The organism is Flavimobilis sp. BM9 (assembly GCF_058313055.1).
On sequence record NZ_JBZEMO010000005.1, the window covers coordinates 116,734 to 136,010 of the forward strand.

Sequence of the window (19,277 nt, forward strand, 5' to 3'; positions counted from 1 at the left end):
GCTCCCCATGCTCGAGGAAACCCATGTCGCTCACCGGTGTCCTTTCCCTGCTGCGACAGGATCCCGCGGTCGCGGCGGCTCTCGAGCACGTGCACGCGCGCGGAGAGCTCGACGTCGTCACGCCGTCGGGGGCGCGCCCCCCGCTCCTCGCGCTCCTCTCCGGTGCGCACGGCCAGGACGACGCACCCGCGCCCGGCGCACGGCCGCTCGTCGTCGTCACGGCCACGGGCCGCGAGGCTGACGACCTGGTCGCAGCGCTCGCCTGCTACCTCCCGCACGACGACGTCGCGGTGCTGCCTGCGTGGGAGACGCTCCCGCACGAGCGGCTCTCGCCGCGCAGCGACACGGTCGCGCGCCGTCTGGCTGTCCTGCGCCGGCTCGCGCACCCGACGGTCGAGCACGGCCCCGCGGGCCCCGTCCGGGTGCTCGTCGTGCCTGTCCGTGCGCTCATGCAGCCGGTCGTCGAGGGCCTGGGCGACCTTGAGCCCGTCCAGCTCGCCGCGGGCCAGCAGGCCGACCTGACCGACGTCGCCGAGCAGCTCGTCGCGGCGGCGTACACGCGTGTCGACATGGTCGAGCGGCGCGGGGAGTTCGCCGTGCGCGGCGGCATCCTCGACGTGTTCCCGCCGACCGAGGACCACCCGCTGCGCATCGAGTTCTGGGGTGAGGAGGTCGAGGAGATCCGCTGGTTCGCGGTCGCCGACCAGCGCAGCCTGGAGATCGCGGAGCACGGCCTGTGGGCGCCGCCGTGCCGCGAGCTGCTGCTGACCCCCGAGGTGCGTGAGCGCGCGGCCGCGCTCATCCCGCAGCTTCCCGGTGCGACCGAGATGCTCGACCGCATGTCGCAGGGCATCGCGGTCGAGGGCATGGAGTCGCTCAGCCCGGCGCTCGTCGACCGCATGGTCCCCGTCCTCGATCTCGTGGCGGACGAGTCGCTCGTCGTGCTCTCGGACCCTGAGCGCGTGCGGCGCCGCGCGCACGACCTCGTGTCGACGACCGAGGAGTTCCTCGCCGCGGCGTGGACGTCGGCGGCCGCGGGCGGGTCCGTGCCGATCGACCTGTCGGCGGCGTCGTTCATGTCGCTCGCGGACCTCCGGGCGATCAGCGCGCGCCGCGCGCTCGGCTGGTGGACGCTCAGCCCGTTCGGGCAGGGCCCCGAGGAGGCGGACCTCGTCACGGACGGCGAGACGCTGCGCATGCGTGCGCGCGACGTCGTCGCGTACCACGGTGACGTCGAGCGTGCGCTCGACGACGTGCGTGGGCTGCAGCACGCGGGCTGGCGGCTCGTGCTCGCGACCGAGGGTGCGGGGCCGGCGAAGCGCATGGCTGAGCAGCTCGGCGCTGCGGAGACGGCGGCTCGTCTGGTCGCGGACGTCCCGACGGCGCCCGAGGGAGGCGTCGTCCACGTCGTGACCGCGTCCGTGGGCGCGGGCTTCGTCGACGAGGAGCTGCGCCTCGCGGTGTTCTCAGAGCAGGACATCACGGGTCGTGCGGGCGCGACGACGAAGGACATGCGACGCATGCCGTCGCGGCGTCGCAACGTCGTCGACCCCCTGTCGCTGCGCGCAGGCGACTACGTGGTGCACGAGCAGCACGGTGTCGGGCGGTTCGTCGAGCTCGTGCAGCGCACGCTCGGCTCGGGCGCGAACGCCGCGACCCGCGAGTACCTCGTCGTCGAGTACGCGTCGTCGAAGCGCGGTCACCCGGGCGACCGGCTGTTCGTGCCGACCGACCAGCTCGACCTGGTGACGAAGTACACGGGCGGCGAGGCGCCGACGCTCAACAAGATGGGCGGCTCCGACTGGTCACGGACCAAGGCGAAGGCGCGCAAGCACGTCAAGGAGATCGCGGGCGAGCTCGTGCGCCTGTACTCGGCGCGCATGGCGACGCAGGGGCACGCGTTCGGCCCGGACACGCCGTGGCAGCGCGAGCTCGAGGACGCGTTCGCGTACGTCGAGACGCCGGACCAGCTCGCGACGATCGACGAGGTCAAGGCGGACATGGAGAAGGCCGTGCCGATGGACCGCCTCGTGTGCGGCGACGTGGGCTACGGCAAGACGGAGATCGCGGTGCGGGCCGCGTTCAAGGCGGTCCAGGACGGCAAGCAGGTCGCTGTGCTCGTGCCGACGACGCTGCTCGTGCAGCAGCATTTCGACACGTTCAGCGAGCGCTACTCGGCGTTCCCCGTCACGGTGCGCGCGCTCTCACGCTTCCAGACGGACGCAGAGGCGAAGACCGTGCTCGACGGGCTCAAGGACGGGTCGGTCGACGTCGTGATCGGCACGCACCGTCTCCTGTCCGGCTCGGTGCACTTCAAGGACCTCGGCCTCGTGATCGTCGACGAGGAGCAGCGCTTCGGCGTCGAGCACAAGGAGACGCTCAAGCAGCTGCGCACGAACGTCGACGTGCTCGCGATGTCGGCGACGCCGATCCCGCGCACGCTCGAGATGGCGGTCACGGGCATCCGTGAGATGTCGACGCTGCAGACCCCGCCCGAGGAGCGGCACCCGGTGCTGACGTACGTCGGCGCGTACGACGACAAGCAGATCACCGCGGCGATCCGCCGCGAGCTGCTGCGCGAGGGTCAGGTCTTCTACGTCCACAACAAGGTCGACACGATCTCCAAGACGGCGGCGCGTCTCCAGGAGCTCGTCCCGGAGGCCCGCATCGCGACGGCGCACGGGAAGATGAACGAGGCGCAGCTCGAGCAGGTCATCATGGACTTCTGGGACCGGAAGTTCGACGTGCTCGTGTCGACGACGATCATCGAGACGGGCCTCGACATCTCGAACGCGAACACGCTCATCCTCGAGCGCGCCGACGTCCTCGGCCTGTCGCAGCTCCACCAGCTGCGCGGCCGCGTGGGCCGTGGCCGCGACCGCGCGTACGCGTACTTCCTGTACCCGCCGGAGAAGCCGCTCACGGAGACGGCGCACGACCGGCTCGCGACGATGGCTGCCCACACGGACCTCGGCGCGGGCATGCAGATCGCGATGAAGGACCTCGAGATCCGTGGCGCGGGCAACCTGCTCGGCGGCGAGCAGTCCGGGCACATCCAGGGCGTCGGCTTCGACCTGTACGTGCGCATGGTCGGCGAGGCGGTCGCCGCCTACCGCGGGGACGCGGAGGAGGAGGCTCCCGAGGTCACGATCGAGCTCCCGGTCGATGCGCACGTCCCGCACGACTACATCGCGCACGAGCGCCTGCGTCTCGAGGCGTACCAGAAGATCGCGGCCGCGCAGACCTCGGCGGCGCTCGACGAGGTGCGTGCGGAGCTCGTCGACCGGTACGGCGCTCTCCCCGAGGTCGTCTCGGCGCTGTTCGACGTCGCGGCGTTCCGCAACCATGCGCGCGCGGCGGGGTTGAGCGACGTCACGGCGCAGGGCAAGTTCGTGCGGTTCGCGCCGGTGGACCTGCCGGAGTCGGCGCAGCTGCGCCTCAAGCGCCTGTACCCGGGGACGGTGCTCAAGCCGGCGATCCGGGCGGTCCTCGTGCCGTTCCCGACGACGGCGCGCATCGGAGGCCGTCCGTTGCGCGGTGCTGAGGTGCTCGCGTGGGCGACGGAGCTGATCGAAGCCGTGATCGGCGGGTCTGTCTCTGCCGCGGCGGGGGTCGGGACGTCGGGCGCGGCGGGCTCGTCTCGCTGAGCGAATCACCCGGGGGGCCACCCCGCCAGGGGTGTCTGCTGCTCCGTCCCCGCTCCTAGCGTTGAGGTGCCGCGATCGCAGCGGCGCGACACGACGGGGGAGCATGGTGACAGGGACGGCAGGAGGGCGCGGCGCGCGCCCTGCGAGGGGCGCGGGGGTGGTCGGCTACGCCCCGGGGGCGTGGGACCTGTTCCACGTCGGGCATCTCAACGTCCTGCGGCAGGCTGCAGCGCACTGCGACTACCTGATCGCCGGCGTCGTCGATGACGACATGCTCGAGCGCGCCAAAGGGCGCAGGCCGGTCGTGCCGGTGCACGAGCGTGCTGAGATCGTCAGCCACATCGGTTACGTCGACGAGGTCTTCATCGAGACGCAGCCGGACAAGCTCGAGACGTGGCGCCGGTGCTCGTTCGACGTCTTCTTCAAGGGCGACGACTGGCGTGGCACGCCGAAGGGCGACGAGCTCGAGCGGCGCTTCGCCGCGGTGGGCGTCCAGGTCGTCTACTTCCCGTACACGGTGCACACGTCGAGCACGAAGCTGCGTCGTGCGCTGACGCTCCTGGAGTCGCCGAGCGAGGACCTGGAGACGCTCGTTCTCGAGAGCTGAGCCAGGTACCGCGCATGCGGGCCTGCAGCCTGGAGATACACGATCTGGCGAGGGTCACCTCCGGCCACCCTGAGCATCGCCCGCCGCGCGCCGACGATCACCCTCGCGTCGCCTCTCCGAGACCTGTCTCGTCGCTGGTCACGTCGGTAGTTTTCAAAGCAGGAACGAGCCAGGGCTGAAGGTCCTGGGGTCGTCCGGAGAGATTCTCCTCATGTCGCGGGGGCGACAAGGAGACGGACGGGGCACCGAGCCCGCCCGACGCGGCGGAAGACTCCGCCGCCACCGAGGAGAGACAGATCTGAGCAGTGGGGGAGCTGTGACCGCAGAGGCGACATTCAGGGGCAGGACAAGGACGGTGGCGCAGCCTGCGCCCGCGCCAGCACCGGTGCCCGCACCGGCGCCGGCTCGACCGGAGCCGGTCTCCACGTCCGAGCAGCCGACGCGCACGGCCACGAGCAGCGCCCCGGTCCGCCGGGTGTTCCCGTCGATCAGCTGGCCCACGCGCTACTCGTCGCTCGTGCTGGTGACCGACCTCGCTGCGATCCTCCTCGCCACAGCGACCGCGCTCCTGCTGTCGCTCCCGTCTGCGGACCAGGCCCAGCCCCGCGCCTACGTCGTCGGCCTCGTCCTCGTGACGCTCTGGCTCGCCAGCCTCGCGGCCGAACGGTCGCGAGACCGGCGGATCGTCGGGATCGGGGTCGAGGAGTACGGCCGCGTGTGGCGGGCGACGTGGCACGTGTTCGCAGCGGTCGCGCTCGCGGCCTACGTCGCCGAGGTGGACCTGCCGCGCGAGTACGTCGCGGTCGCGATCCCGCTCGGCACGGCCCTCCTGCTCGTCGGCAGGTACGGGGCGCGCGTCTACCTCAAGCGGCTGCGGCGACGCGGCCGGGCGCTGTCCCGCATCGTCCTGACCGGCTCGCGGTCGGGTGTGGCGGAGCTCGCGCGCGAGATCGCCGCGCGCCCGCTCGCCGGGTACGTCGTCGTCGGGGCGTGCGTGCCCGACGGGGACCCGCTCGAGGGGGAGTGGCTGGGTGACGTCCCGGTCCTCGGTGACGTCCTCGACGTGCCGCACACCGTCACCCGGGTCCGGGCGGACGCCGTCGCGGTCGTCGGCGCCGACCACATCAACTCGAGCGTCGTGCGGGACATCGGCTACCGGCTGGAGTCGACCGGCACCGACCTGATCGTGGCGCCGGGTCTCGTCGACGTCGCTGGGCCGCGCATGGTGCTGAGCCCGGCTGAGGGACTGTCGCTCGTGCACGTCGACGCGCCGCAGTTCACGGGTGTGCGCTACGTCGTCAAGGCTGTCCTCGACTGGGTCGTGTCGCTCGCCATCGTGCTCCTGCTCTCGGTACCGATGCTCGTGATCGCGCTCGTGATCCGCCTGACGAGCGCGGGCCCGGCGCTCTACCGGCAGGAGCGCGTGGGTCGGGACGGCAAGACGTTCCGGATGATCAAGTTCCGTTCGATGCGCGTGGGTGCCGATGCGGAGCGTGCCGTCCTCGAGGGTGAGAACGAGGGCAACGGCGTGCTGTTCAAGCTCAAGGACGACCCTCGTGTGACGCCGTTCGGTCGCGTGCTGCGACGTTACTCGCTCGACGAACTCCCGCAGCTCTTCAACGTGCTGAGGGGCGAGATGAGCCTCGTGGGGCCGCGTCCGCCGCTGCCGTCCGAGGTGGCGCTCTACGACGGGTACGCGCCGAGGCGGATGCTCGTCAAGCCTGGCCTGACCGGGCTCTGGCAGGTCAGCGGCCGGTCCGACCTGTCCTGGGACGAGGGCTTGCGCAAGGACCTCTACTACGTCGAGAACTGGACCATCGCTGGTGACCTGCTCATCCTCCTGCGCACGGCGAGAGCCGTGTTCGCGCACGAGGGAGCCTACTGAGCCGCCCCCCCCGATCGGCTCGACAAGAGCCCGGCCGCGCTCCCTCGTGAGGGGGCGCGGCCGGGCTCTCGCCCACCGGGAGGATGTGGGACGTCGGTGGGAGGGCAGGCGTGAGCACGGCGCGTTGCTGCAACGTTGCAGGCGTTCGAGCCGCACGATCTCGCCATCGCCCTCGATGGGGTTGTGTCACCCAGGCTAGTGGAAGGCTTCTGGTCTGCAAACGGTCGGAACTGTTGCAGAGGCGTTGCTGGCGTGCCACGGTGGACGGGCCTGCCCACGCAGGCTGTCGCCTGGGAGGAGCGGCATCGCACGGGTCGCTCAAGGACGAACGATTCGCCCACGAGAGCGCGCCCTTTTCCCCGTGAGAGGCAGCTTGATGCTCAGCAGAAGTAGCACCACCACGACAACGCCGTCGTCCGTGCGGTCCAAGGCGCTCGCGATCGCCGCGAGCGCCGCCCTGCTCGCCGGAGCCAGTGTCGCGAGCAGCGCCGTCGCCGCTCCCGCACCTGCGACGGTCCCCGCCGCGCCCGTCGCGCTCGCCGCCCCCGAGGTCCCTGGACGCGGCAGCACCGCCCTCAACCTGTTCCAGTGGACGTGGAGCTCGGTGGCCGCCGAGTGCACGTCGACGATCGGTCCAGCCGGCTTCGCGTACGTCCAGGTCTCGCCGCCCCAGGAGCACATCCAGGGCACGAGCTGGTGGACGTCGTACCAGCCGGTCAGCTACCGCCTCGAGAGCAAGCTCGGGACGCGCGCCGAGTTCAAGAACATGGTCGACACGTGCCGGGCGGCCGGGGTCGGCATCATCGCCGACGCGGTCATCAACCACATGACGGGCGCCGACGCTGGCTCAGGCACGGGAACCGGCGGCAGCGCCTTCGGCGTCGACTACTTCCCCGGGCTCTACGACGGGAGCAGCTTCAACGACTGCCGCTCGAACATCTCCAACTATGGCGACCGCTACCAGGTCCAGAACTGCCGGCTCGTCTCCCTCCAGGACCTGCGCACCGGCTCGAACGCCGTGCGGGACCGCATCGCTGGCTATCTCAACGACCTCCTGAGCCTCGGCGTCGCCGGCTTCCGGATGGACGCCTCCAAGCACATCCCCGCCGCCGACCTCGAGGCGATCAAGTCGAGGCTCACGAACCCGAACGTCTTCTGGGTCCACGAGGTGATCGGGTCGGCCGGCGAACCGATCCAGCCGTCGGAGTACCTCGGCTCGGGCGACTCGCACGAGTTCCAGTACGCGCGGAACCTCAAGGGCTACATGGACGGCTCGATCGCCGGGATCCGCGGGATCACCAACGGGCTGCTGCCCTCTGACCGCGCGGGTGTCTTCGTCGACAACCACGACACCGAGCGTGACGGCCACGGCACCATGAACTACCAGTGGGGGCAGAAGTACCTCCTCGGCAACGTGTTCATGCTCGCCTACCCCTACGGGTGGCCGACCGTCTACTCCGGCTACAAGTTCACGTCCCGCGACGCGGGCGTCCCCGGTTCGACCGCGACGCGCGTCCCGGACGCGAGCTGCTCGAACACCGCAGTGTGGACGTGCATGCAGCGCAAGCCCGAGATCAAGGGCATGGTCAAGTTCCGCAACGCCGTGACCGGCACCGCGGTCACGAACTGGTGGGACGACGGCTCCAACCACATCGCGTTCGGCCGCGGCGCCAAGGGCTACGTCACCATCAACAACAGCGCCAGCGCCGTGACGCGCACCTACCAGACGTCGCTCCCGGCCGGGGAGTACACGGACCTCGTCTCCGCGACGGGCACCCGGTACACGGTCGACTCGTCGGGCCGGTTCACTGCGACGGTCCCGCAGTACGGGGCCCTCGCCCTCGCCGTCGGCTCGTCGACGCCCGTCGACCCGGGGGAGCCGGGCACGAACCGGACGACCGTGTTCTACCGCACGTCGTGGAGCACGACGAACATCCACTACCGGGTCGGGTCGGGCGCGTGGACGACAGCCCCGGGCCGGGCCATGACACCCGCGTGCACGGGCTACGTCAAGCTCGACCTCGACCTCGGCTCGGCCACGACCGCCACGGCCGCGTTCAACAACGGGTCCGGGACGTGGGACAACAACGGCTCGCGCGACTACACCCTGAGCGGGGCGTCGGTGATCGTCGAGAACGGCGCGGTGCGTGCGGGCGACCCGTGCCAGGCCTCCGCGACGTCGACGACCGTCTACTACCCGGCGCGCTGGGCCACGACGAAGATCCACTACAAGGTCGGGTCCGGATCGTGGACGGTCGCACCTGGCGTCACGATGGCGCCCGCGTGCTCGGGCTGGGTCCGCCACACCGTCGCGTCCGGCGGGCAGCCCGTCGTCGCAGCCTTCAACGACGGCGGCGGGACGTGGGACAACAACGGCTCGCGCGACTACACGCTGACCGGCGCGGTCGCCCGCGTCGACAGCGGACAGGTCTCCGCGACGAGTCCCTGCCCGTGAGGTGAGCGGCGCAGGACGACGGCTGCGGGCCCGGGGCGACGACCGCCCCGGGCCCGCAGCCCTGCGCCGGAGCGGCCGGTCATAGGACGAAAGACGGTCTACGGGAACGCCGGGGAGGTCCTAGGATTGAGACGACAACCACCAAGTCTTCTCAAGGAGTTTCTGTGGCCATCATCGAAGCCGTGCACGCCCGCGAGATCCTCGACTCCCGTGGCAACCCGACCGTCGAGGTCGAGGTCGTCCTCGAGGACGGCACGTTCGCGCGTGCTGGCGTCCCGTCCGGTGCCTCCACCGGCGCCTTCGAAGCAGTCGAGCGCCGTGACGGCGACAAGGGCCGCTACCTCGGCAAGGGCGTCCAGGACGCTGTCGACGCCGTCAACGACATCATCGAGGACGAGCTCATCGGCTTCGACGCGGGCGACCAGCGCGCGATCGACGCTCGCCTGCTCGAGCTCGACGGCACCCCCAACAAGGGCAAGCTCGGCGCCAACGCGATCCTCGGCGTCTCGCTCGCCGTCGCGAAGGCCGCTGCCGAGTCGGCCGGCCTCGAGCTCTTCCAGTACGTCGGCGGCCCGAACGCCCACGTCCTGCCCGTCCCGATGATGAACATCCTCAACGGTGGCTCGCACGCTGACTCGAACGTCGACATCCAGGAGTTCATGGTCGCCCCGATCGGCGCCTCGAGCTTCAAGGAGGCCCTGCGCATGGGCGCAGAGGTCTACCACTCCCTCAAGTCCGTCCTCAAGAGCGAGGGCCTGGCCACCGGCCTCGGCGACGAGGGCGGCTTCGCGCCGAACCTGCCGTCGAACCGCGCCGCGCTCGACCTGATCCTCGTCGCGATCGAGAAGGCCGGCTACAAGCCGGGCGTCGACGTCGCCCTCGCGCTCGACGTCGCGTCGACCGAGTTCTTCAAGGACGGCGTGTACCACTTCGAGGGTGGCACGAAGACCGGCGCCGAGATGATCGAGTACTACGCGCAGCTCGTCGCGGACTACCCGCTCGTCTCCATCGAGGACCCGCTGTCCGAGGACGAGTGGGCCGACTGGTCCGCCCTCGTCGAGGCTGTGGGCGACAAGGTCCAGATCGTCGGCGACGACCTGTTCGTCACCAACCCGGAGCGTCTCGCCAAGGGCATCGAGCTCAAGTCGGCCAACTCGCTCCTGGTCAAGCTCAACCAGATCGGCTCGCTCACCGAGACCCTCGAGGCCGTCCAGCTCGCGCAGCGTGCCGGCTTCACCGCGATGGTGTCGCACCGCTCGGGCGAGACCGAGGACGTGACGATCGCGGACCTGTCCGTCGCGGTCAACGCGGGCCAGATCAAGACCGGTGCCCCCGCCCGTGGCGAGCGCATCAACAAGTACAACCAGCTGCTGCGCATCGAGGACAACCTCGGCGCTGCTGCTACCTACGCGGGCGCCTCGGCGTTCCCGCGCTGGAAGGCGTGACGCTCGCCTAGAGCGACAGCTCGACCGGAGGCCGGTTCCCGCGAGGGAGCCGGCCTCCGGCGTCCCCGGGCCCGTGAGGGCTCGGTGAAGGAAGCACCTCCGCAGCCGGGGCGCCGAGAGTCGCTGACCCGTTTCACGCCGTCGACGGGCGAGGATGGAGACATGTCTGCTCGGCGCCCCGTGACGCCCGTCAGCCCTGTGCGGGCTGGCGGCGCGAAGCCGCGCGCCCAGCGGAACGACGGGGGCCGTCCTGCGTCCTCGCGACCCGCAGGACGCGAGGCCCGGTCCGCACGGACGCCCTCAGCGGCCCCGGAGCGCCCGCGGTCGTCGTGGCCGCGCGTCCTGACGATGCGGTCCGCGGCGCTCGCGATCGTCGTCATGCTCGCGTTCGTCATGCTCTTCCCGACCGTGCGCGCGTACTTCTCCCAGGCGGCCCACCTCCAGGCGTTGCGCGACCAGGTCGCGGCCGCGACCGACCGCAACTCCGAGCTCGAGTATCAGCGCCGCCGCTGGGCGGACGACGCGTACGTCGCGTCGCAGGCGCGCGAGCGCCTCGCCTTCGTCTACCCGGGAGAGACGGCGTACCGCGTCCTGGACCCCGAGACGGTCGAGGCCGCGGTCAACCCGGGGACGGGCAAGCCCGAGAACGACGGGCCCGTGGACGTCGGGTTTGCCGACACCCCCTGGTACTCGACGATCTGGAACTCGTTCGAGGTCGCCGGCGACGTCGTCGTCGACCCCGAGGACCAGCCCGGCGCACCCTGAGCCGCGCGTGCGCGACAATGGGATGCCCCATCCTTCTCCCGACCGACGGAGTCCCGTGAACGACCAGCCTGCGGCGAGCCCTGCCGCCGACGACCCGACCGCCCTCCTCGGGCACGACGAGACAGCGACCGAGGGCGACCTCGCGGTCGTGGCCGAGCAGCTCGGTCGGCCTGCGCGCGGCGTCGTCGAGATCGCGGCGCGCTGCCGCTGCGGCCGCCCGCTCGTCGTGAGGACCGCACCTCGGCTCGACGACGGCACGCCGTTCCCGACGACGTACTACCTCACGCACCCGGTGCTCGTCGCGGCCGCGAGCACGCTCGAGGCGAACGGCGTGATGAAGGAGATGTCCGAGCGGCTCGTCCAGGACGAGGAGCTCGCCGCGGCCTACCGCCGCGCGCACGAGCACTACCTCGCGCAGCGCGAGGCCCTTGGCCACGTCGACGAGATCGACGGGATCTCGGCGGGTGGCATGCCGACGCGCGTGAAGTGCCTGCACGTCCTCATCGGGCACGCCCTCGCCGCGGGGCCCGGCGTGCAGCCGCTCGGTGACGAGGCGCTCGAGATGATCCGCGACACCTGGAACCGCGACCGCTGCTTCTGCTGACCCGCTGGACCGGCGCCGGGGACGGACCGTCCTGCACGCAGCGTCGGAGACAGGTGCGAGGATGTTCCGCGTGACTCGCGTAGCTGCCATCGACTGTGGGACCAACTCCATCCGCCTCCTCGTCGCCGACGTGGCGCCGGACGGCTCGCTGACCGACCTCGTGCGCCGCATGGAGGTCGTCCGGCTCGGGCAGGGGGTGGACCGCACGGGCGAGCTCGCCCCGGAGGCGCTGGCCCGCACCCTCGAGATGACGCGCGAGTACGCCGCGACGATCGCCGAGCTGGGCGCCGAGCGCGTGCGCTTCGTCGCGACGTCGGCGACGCGCGACGCGCGCAACCGCCAGGAGTTCGTCGACGGCGTCCGCAAGATCCTCGGCGTCGAGCCCGAGGTCGTCGCGGGCGACGAGGAGGCCGAGCTTTCCTTCGCGGGCGCGACGAGCGTGCTCGGGTCTGCGTACGACGGTCCGTTCGTCGTCGTCGATCTCGGCGGCGGCTCGACCGAGATCGTGCTCGGCACGACGACGCCGGACGCCGCGCACTCGATGGACGTCGGCTGTGTCCGCATGACCGAGCGCCACCTGAACGACGACCCGCCCAGCCGCGAGCAGGAGGACAGTGCCCGCGCCGACGTCCGCGCTGCGCTCGACAAGGCCCAGCAGACGGTCGACCTGGGGCAGGCCGTCACCCTCGTCGGCCTCGCCGGCTCGGTCACGACGGTGACCGCCCACGCGCTCGGGCTTCCCGCCTACGACCGCGACAAGATCAACGGTGCGGTCCTCCCCGTCGAGGAGGTCCTCGCGGCGTGCGACAGCCTCGTGCACATGACGCGCGACGAGCGCGCCGCGCTCGGCTTCATGCACCCCGGCCGTGTCGACGTCATCGCGGCTGGTGCTCTCGTCTGGTCGGAGGTCGTCGCGCGCGTGCGCGACGAGGTCGCGGAGCGCGGCGGCACCCTCACGTCGGTCGTCACGAGCGAGCACGACATCCTCGACGGCATCGCTCTCAGCGCCGCAGGTCGTGGCTGACGGGGGAGGACTCCGCACGACGGGCGCCCCCACCGGGGTGCCCGTCCGGCCCGCGAGCCGTCCGGCTCGTCTCGATGCGCTCACCGGCCTGCGTTGGTGGGCTGCGTTCGCCGTCTTCGTGCACCACGTCGGCCAGCTCGTCGTCCTGCCGCCGACGCTCGCGCGCACCCTGACCCTCGGCACGCACGGTGTGACGTTCTTCTTCGTCCTCTCGGGATTCGTGCTGACCTGGTCGTCGGGACGGGCTGTCCCCGGGTTCGCCCCACCAGACGCCCGGACGTTCTGGTGGCGTCGTGTCGCACGGATCTACCCGGCGCACCTGGTCGCCCTGCTGCTTGCGCTCCCGGTGTTCACGTCGCTCGTCCTCGCCGAGGGCAGCCATAGCGGTGTTCGTCCGTTCGACGTCGGGATCGTGCTGCTCTCGGTGCTCCTCCTGCAGGGCTGGTCAAGGGACGCGAACGTGCTCTTCTCGGGCAACCCGGCGTCGTGGACGTTGTCTTGCGAGGCGTTCTTCTACGCGCTGCACCCGGCCGCCGACCGCGCTCTCGCACGCACCACGCGGCGCGGGGCACTGTGGGCAGCCGGAGGCGTCGTCGGCATCGCCGTCCTGCTCCGCGTGCTCGTCATGAGCGGGGGCGAGGTCGGCATGACGATCGGCGCCCTGCCGTGGCCCGTCCTGCGTCTGACGGAGTTCCTGCTCGGGATGGCCCTCGCGCGCGCTGTCGCGCTCGGGTGGCGCCCGCGGCTGCGGGTCGGCCTCGTCGCGACGGCCGTCGGCGCGGTCGGTGCGTGGCTCGTGAGCGGCAGCACGCTCCTCGCAGCGGCGGGCCTTGAGGGCGGCGTCGCCGCGCAGGCGCACGCGCGGCTCGCGGGCGGGCTCCAGGAGGTCATGACGGTCGGGCTGGCCGCCCTCGTCGTCGCGGTCGCGGTCGGCGAGCTCGAGGGGCGCTCGAGCACCCTGGGCCGGCCCGCGATCGTCAGGCTCGGCGAGTGGTCGTTCGCCTTCTACCTCGTGCACGCGACCGTGATCTATCTCATGGTGGCCGTGCTCGGTCCGCACCGCGGCCCCGTCGGGGTGCTCGTCGGGGCGCTCGCCCTGGTGCTGTCGCTGGCTGCGGCGTGGGCGCTGCACGCGGCGGTCGAGCGCCCCGCGGAGAGGCGCCTGCGCAGAGCGTGGGACCAGCGGCGCGCGGTCCGGGTGGCCGGCTGACCTTGCCGCACCCGTGGTGATCCCGTGTGACGGACGTGACGGATGCGAGGCTCTGAGCCCGTATTAGCATGACCTCATGCCCCAGAATGATCTGTCCTCGGTGGACGCTGCCCAGAACCAGGCAACGGCCCAGCCGAAGCCCCGCAAGGTCCCGCGCATCGTCGTCCTCGGCGGTGGCTCGGTCGGCCTGTACTCCGCCCGTCGTCTTCGCAAGCGTCTGGGGAAGCGTGAGGCGGCGATCGTCGTCGTCGACCCGCGTCCTTACATGACCTACGCGCCGTTCCTCCCGGAGGCTGCCGCCGGTTCGATCGACGGCCGTCACGTCGTCGCGCCGCTGCGCCGCGCCCTGCGGAACGTCGACCTGCTCCAGGGCATGGTCACGGGTATCGCGCACGCCGACCGCAAGGTCACGATCCAGCCTGAGGGTGGCGAGGCGTACTCGATCACCTACGACCACCTCATCGTCGGTCTCGGCTCGGTCGCCCGCACGCTCCCCATCCCGGGCCTCGCAGAGCAGGCGATCGGCTTCAAGACGGTCGAGGAGGCCATCGCCGTCCGCAACCAGGTGCTCAACCGGATCGACGTCGCGTCGTCCACCTGGGACCCTGAGGCGCGCAAGCGCATGCTCACGTTCGTCTTCGTCGGTGGCGGCTTCGCCGGTATCGAGGCGCTCGGCGAGGTCGAGGACATGGCTCGCGCCGCGGTCAAGTACTACCCCGAGCTCGACGCCGCGGACCTGCGCTTCGTGCTCGTCGAGGGCTCGCCCCGCATCCTCCCGGAGGTCTCCGAGGAGCTCGGCGGCTACACGCTCGAGGTGCTGCGCAAGCGCAACATCGAGATCCACCTGTCGACGTTCCTGAGCTCGTGCGAGGACGGGCACGTCGTGCTGTCCAACAAGGTCGAGTTCGACGCCGACACGATCGTGTGGACCGCGGGCGTCAAGGCCAACCCGGTCCTCCAGGACTCCGACCTGCCGCTCGACAAGCTCGGTCGCGTGACCTGCCTGCCGACGCTCCAGATCGTCGACGCCGAGGGCGCGGTCGTGCCCGACGCCTGGGCCGCCGGCGACTGCGCCGCCGTCCCGGACCTGCTCAACGCGGGCATGTTCTGCCCGCCGAACGCCCAGCACGCGATCCGCCAGGCGAACCACCTCGGTGACAACCTCGCCAAGGTGCTGCGCAGCGCGGAGCCGACCGAGTACAGCCACAAGAACGTCGGCGCCGTCGCGTCGCTCGGCATGTACAAGGGCGTCGCCCAGATGTTCGGGCGCATCAAGGTCCGCGGCCCGCTCGCGTGGGTGCTGCACCGCACGTACCACGTCATGGCGATGCCGACGTGGAACCGGAAGATCCGCATCATGGCCGGCTGGACCGGCGCGTTGTTCCTGCGCCGCGAGGTCATCTCGCTCGGGTCGATCCACGACCCGCGCGCGTCCTTCCGCGCCGCGTCGGCAGCACCGAAGCCCAAGCCCGATGCCGCGCCGGACTCCGCGGTGACGTCGCACGGCAAGTAGTCACGCACAGCGAGAGGGGACGGCCCGGCGGGCCGTCCCCTCTCGCTATGCTCGGGCGGTGCCGCCCGGGGTGGCACGCCCCCGTAGCCCAACCGGCAGAGGCAGTCGGCTTAAACCCGACCGAGTGTGGGTTCGAGTCCCACCGGGGGCACACCACTTCGTGCACCGGTGTCTGCACAGCTGGATCGTCCGTCCGACGCCCCTTGACCTGGAGCGCGCTCCAGGTCTGACGATGGCTCGTATGGAGAACACGAGAACCGACCAGCAGACCACGCCAGCCGCCCCGGCCGCGATCCGGGAGACCGAGGCAGGCGTCGTCCTCGGGACGATGTACTACGGCACCCTCGTCGAGCCCGCACGCGCCTTCGCACTCCTCGACCAGTTCGTAGAGGCGGGTGGTGTCTGGCTCGACACCGCGAACTGCTACTCGTTCTGGACCGACCCGGCGGGCGTCGGCGGCGCGAGCGAGCGTGTGCTCGGTCAGTGGCTGCGCGCCAACCCGGGCGTGCGCGACGTCGTCCGCATCGCGACGAAGGTGCGTCAGGACCCGCTCGTCCCGCACGTGTGGCCGGAGTCCGCCGAGGGCTTGTCCGCCGCCGCGATCGAACGCGGCATCGCAGGCAGCCTCGAGCGTCTCGGCGTCGACCACGTCGACCTGCTGTGGGCGCACGCCGAGGACCGTGCCGTGCCGCTCGAGGAGGCCGCCGAGGCGTTCGGTGAGCTCGTCGAACGAGGTGTCACGAGGCGCGTCGGCGCCGCGAACCATGCGTCGTGGCGGGTCGAGCGAGCCCGCACGATCGCCACCGCCCGAGGGCTCGAACCGTGGTCTGCGCTCCAGCTGCGGCACTCGCTCGCGCAGCCGCGGCCCGGCGCGAGCCTGCCCGACCAGGGCCACCGCCTCCTCACGCCCGACGACCTCGACCTCGCGCGCGACGCCGAGATGAACGTCTGGGCGTACACGCCGCTCGTCCAGGGCGCGTACACCCGTGCCGACAAGCCCTTCCCGGACGCCTACGACCACCCTGGCACGGCCCACATCCTCGAGGCGCTCGACGTCGTGTCCCGCGACGTCGGCGCGACGCCCCACCAGGTCGTGCTCGCGTGGCTGCTCCACCAGGGGATCGCGCCCATCGTCGGGGTCTCGCAGCCCGAGCAGCTCGCCGAGGCGCTCGGCGCCCGCAGCCTCGTCCTCGACGACGCCCACGTGGCATCGTTCGAGGAGGCCCGCTGACCGGGACGGCAAGCAGGGGAGGACCACCATGACGACGACGATCACGCCCGCCGATGCGGCCGAACGCACCGGGCTCACGCTCGACACCCTGCGCTACTACGAGCGCGAAGGCCTCGTCGGGCCCGTCGGCCGTTCTCCGGGCGGCCACCGCGCGTACTCGGAGGACGACCTGTTCTGGGTCGGGCTCGTCACGTGCTTGCGCGACGCGGGGCTCGGCATCGCCGAGCTGCGCGAGTTCACGGCACTCCTGCGCAGCACCGGACCGAGCGCGGACCGGGTCGAGTTCCTCGTCCGACACCGTGCCGAGCTCGAGCGCCGCGCGAGGAGCATCAACGCGGCGATGGCGGTGCTCGACGAGAAGATCGCGTACTACTCGGCCTCTGCGGTCGCCCCGCGGGCCGGGAACACTCAGGCGACGTTCAGCGTAGGCACATAGGATCAGGAGACGCGGCGTGCAGGCGCGGACGGTCCCGGCAGGCGCCGGGAACGGATCGCCACCCTCGTGCGTTCAGCGTGCAGGGGCGTCATCCAGACGCTTCGTGAACACACCCGGCCCCTGGAGGACCAGTGTCCAACCCCGCCTTCGGATCCAACCCCGTCTTCGCCGACCCGGTGAAGCGCCGCGGCGAGGCTTCCGTCAGCCCTGCGACCCTCGACGCGATGTACGGAGCGCCGTCCGCGACGCCGGTGCAGACGAACCGCATGACGTACGACGACGTCATCGTGAAGACCGGCGGCCTGCTCGCGCTGCTCGCGATCGTCGCCGCCATCACCTGGCAGCTCACCGACACGATGCCCGGCCTGTACCTCGTCGGCCTCGGTGTCGGGTTCGTGCTGGCCCTCGTCAACATCTTCAAGAAGACCCCGAGCCCCGCGCTCATCACCGCGTACGCCGTCGCAGAGGGCGTGTTCCTCGGTGGCCTGAGCGCCATCCTCGACAGCGTGTACCCGGGCATCGCGATGCAGGCGCTCATCGCGACGGTCGTCACCGCTGGTGTGACCCTCGCCCTGTTCACGTCGGGCAAGGTCCGTGTGACTGCCAAGTCCACGAAGATCTTCCTCGTCGCGATGATCGGCTACGGGGTGTTCAGCCTCGTCAACCTGGGCATGATGCTGTTCGGTGCGACCGACTCCGCGTGGGGCATGCGCTCCGACATCACGATCGGCGGCATGCCGCTCGGCGTCGTCATCGGCGCGCTCGCCGTCGTGCTCGCCGCGTACTCGCTCGTCATGGACTTCGACTCCATCAAGCGCGGCGTCGAGTCGGGTGCCCCGCGGCAGTTCTCGTGGAGCGCGGCATTCGGTCTGATCGTCACGCTCGTGTGGCTCTACACCGAGTTCCTCCGGATCTTCGCGCTCCTGTCCGGGCGCGACTGACCGACGCGACTGCGACGCCCCCGCGGGCGTCCTAGGCTTGACCACGGTCGCGCTCCTGCGCGCCCGTCCGACGACGAGAGGCAGTCATGGCTTCACTTCCCCAGGCGTCCGGTGGCTTCGGCGACAAGCCGGTCCTGACCTTCCCCGACGCAGCAGCCCCTGAAGAGCTCGAGATCCAGGTGCTCGTCCAGGGCTCCGGCGACACCGTCGAGGCTGGCAACACCATCGTCGTGAACTACCTGGGTCAGACCTGGGGCGGTCACGTCTTCGACAACTCCTACGACCGCGGCGCGTCGATCGACTTCCCGATCGGCGTCGGCGCCGTCATCGGCGGCTGGGACCAGGGTCTCGTCGGCCAGCAGGTCGGCTCCCGCGTCCTGCTGTCGATCCCGCCGCACCACGGCTACGGCTCGCGCGGCGTGCCGCAGGCCGGCATCGGTGGCGACGACGTGCTCGTCTTCGTCGTCGACATCCTCGGCGTCAGCTGACACACCCGCTGCACGCGCAGGGCCGGACCTCGTGAGGGGTCCGGCCCTGCGCGCGTCTGCGCCCCCCTACGAGCCCTGACTGTGAGCCGCCCACTATCGTGGCCGCATGCGAGTCGGCGTCTGCATCCTTCCCCAGTACCGGTGGCCCGAGGCCGAACCCATGTGGCGTGAGGTCGAGGACCTCGGCTTCGACCACGCGTGGACGTACGACCACCTCGCGTGGCGCACCCTCGCCGGCGAGCCCTGGTTCGCAACCGTCCCGACCCTGACCGCGGCCGCGCTCGCGACCGAGCGCATCGGGCTCGGCACGTTCGTCGCCTCACCCAACTACCGGCACCCCGTGACGTTCGCGAAGGACGTCATGACGCTCGACGACATGTCCGGCGGACGCCTCCTGCTCGGCATCGGCGCAGGGGGGCGCGGCTTCGACGCCGCCGTCCTCGGCCAGGACGAGCTCACCCCCGGGCAGCGCGTGCGCCGCCTCGACGAGTTCTGCGGCCTGCTCACGACGATGCTCGCCCAGCCCGTCACCGACCACGCCGGCGAGTTCTACACCGCCGTCGACGCCCGCACGTTCCCCGGCCCGCTCGACGGCCCGCCGCCCCTGCTCGTCGCGGCCAACGGCCCGCGCGCGCTCGACGTCGCCGTGCGCCACGGCAGCGGCTGGGTCACGACAGGCCTCGAGGACATGGAGTCCGAAGAAGCGTGGTGGGAGGGCCTCGCGATGCTCACCGGTCGTCTCGACGAGGCGCTCGTGCGTGGTGGCCGTGAGGACGCCGTCGAGAACCACGAGCTGTTCCCGCGGTACCTCTCGCTCGACTCGTTCACCTACTCGCTCGGCCCCGCAGACGACGGCGGCCACCTCGCGGGCGTCGCCCGGCTCGAGCACATGGTCGGCCGTGCGGCCGAGCTCGGCTTCACCGACGTCGTCGTGCACCGGCCGCGCCCCGACGGGCTGTACGCGGGAGATCCGGCGATCCTCGCCGAGGTCGCCGACGCGCTCCCGCGGCTGCGTGCGCTCTGACG

15 protein-coding genes and 1 tRNA gene are annotated in these 19,277 nt (G+C 71.3%); all 16 read left to right on the plus strand.

The genetic code is table 11. The features are described from left to right. The first annotated feature begins 23 nt into the window (after positions 1-23). The 16 genes from mfd to AC4F3Q_RS10215 all read left to right on the plus strand — a co-directional run bounded on the left by mfd (position 24) and on the right by AC4F3Q_RS10215 (position 19,275). Entirely contained in the window at positions 24-3,647 is a 3,624-nt protein-coding gene (mfd, locus tag AC4F3Q_RS10140; RefSeq protein ID WP_491039855.1) for a transcription-repair coupling factor, read from the plus strand. Positions 3,648-3,750: 103 nt separating this feature from the next. Continuing rightward, positions 3,751-4,254: an FAD synthase family protein gene (locus AC4F3Q_RS10145; protein WP_491039856.1), complete on the plus strand. Its 504-nt coding sequence runs from the start codon at positions 3,751-3,753 to the stop codon at positions 4,252-4,254. Positions 4,255-4,609: 355 nt separating this feature from the next. Next, on the plus strand, positions 4,610-6,139 hold the full coding sequence (locus AC4F3Q_RS10150) for a sugar transferase (protein ID WP_491039857.1): 1,530 nt from the start codon (positions 4,610-4,612) through the stop codon (positions 6,137-6,139). A 376-nt stretch (positions 6,140-6,515) separates the two neighbouring features. After that, positions 6,516-8,594 carry a carbohydrate binding domain-containing protein gene (locus AC4F3Q_RS10155; protein ID WP_491039858.1) on the plus strand — a complete coding sequence of 693 codons (2,079 nt, stop codon included), beginning with the start codon at positions 6,516-6,518 and terminating at the stop codon, positions 8,592-8,594. Positions 8,595-8,758: 164 nt separating this feature from the next. Further along, positions 8,759-10,039, plus strand: coding sequence for a phosphopyruvate hydratase (gene eno / locus AC4F3Q_RS10160; RefSeq protein ID WP_491039859.1), 1,281 nt, complete (start codon positions 8,759-8,761; stop codon positions 10,037-10,039). Between the two features lie 162 nt (positions 10,040-10,201). Then, a complete protein-coding gene (locus AC4F3Q_RS10165) occupies positions 10,202-10,804 on the plus strand; it encodes an FtsB family cell division protein (RefSeq protein WP_491039860.1) in 603 nt (200 codons plus the stop codon). Between the two features lie 22 nt (positions 10,805-10,826). Further along, entirely contained in the window at positions 10,827-11,408 is a 582-nt protein-coding gene (locus AC4F3Q_RS10170; RefSeq protein WP_491039861.1) for a DUF501 domain-containing protein, read from the plus strand. Between the two features lie 70 nt (positions 11,409-11,478). Continuing rightward, positions 11,479-12,432: a Ppx/GppA phosphatase family protein gene (locus AC4F3Q_RS10175; RefSeq protein ID WP_491039862.1), complete on the plus strand. Its 954-nt coding sequence runs from the start codon at positions 11,479-11,481 to the stop codon at positions 12,430-12,432. After that, entirely contained in the window at positions 12,425-13,642 is a 1,218-nt protein-coding gene (locus tag AC4F3Q_RS10180) for an acyltransferase family protein (protein ID WP_491039863.1), read from the plus strand. Before AC4F3Q_RS10175 ends, AC4F3Q_RS10180 begins: the two co-directional genes overlap by 8 nt. A gap of 76 nt (positions 13,643-13,718) precedes the next feature. Next, positions 13,719-15,155: an NAD(P)/FAD-dependent oxidoreductase gene (locus AC4F3Q_RS10185; RefSeq protein WP_491039864.1), complete on the plus strand. Its 1,437-nt coding sequence runs from the start codon at positions 13,719-13,721 to the stop codon at positions 15,153-15,155. Positions 15,156-15,232: 77 nt separating this feature from the next. Further along, positions 15,233-15,306 (plus strand) — tRNA-Leu (locus AC4F3Q_RS10190). A 90-nt stretch (positions 15,307-15,396) separates the two neighbouring features. Beyond that, positions 15,397-16,386: an aldo/keto reductase gene (locus AC4F3Q_RS10195; RefSeq protein ID WP_491039865.1), complete on the plus strand. Its 990-nt coding sequence runs from the start codon at positions 15,397-15,399 to the stop codon at positions 16,384-16,386. A 28-nt stretch (positions 16,387-16,414) separates the two neighbouring features. After that, positions 16,415-16,822 carry a MerR family transcriptional regulator gene (locus AC4F3Q_RS10200; RefSeq protein WP_491039866.1) on the plus strand — a complete coding sequence of 136 codons (408 nt, stop codon included), beginning with the start codon at positions 16,415-16,417 and terminating at the stop codon, positions 16,820-16,822. Between the two features lie 131 nt (positions 16,823-16,953). Next, positions 16,954-17,763, plus strand: coding sequence for a Bax inhibitor-1/YccA family protein (locus AC4F3Q_RS10205; protein WP_491039867.1), 810 nt, complete (start codon positions 16,954-16,956; stop codon positions 17,761-17,763). 86 nt (positions 17,764-17,849) lie between these two features. Continuing rightward, a complete protein-coding gene (locus AC4F3Q_RS10210) occupies positions 17,850-18,251 on the plus strand; it encodes an FKBP-type peptidyl-prolyl cis-trans isomerase (RefSeq protein WP_491039868.1) in 402 nt (133 codons plus the stop codon). A 106-nt stretch (positions 18,252-18,357) separates the two neighbouring features. Further along, complete coding sequence (locus AC4F3Q_RS10215; RefSeq protein WP_491039869.1) at positions 18,358-19,275, plus strand: LLM class flavin-dependent oxidoreductase; 918 nt, start codon at positions 18,358-18,360, stop codon at positions 19,273-19,275. Positions 19,276-19,277 lie beyond the last annotated feature (2 nt).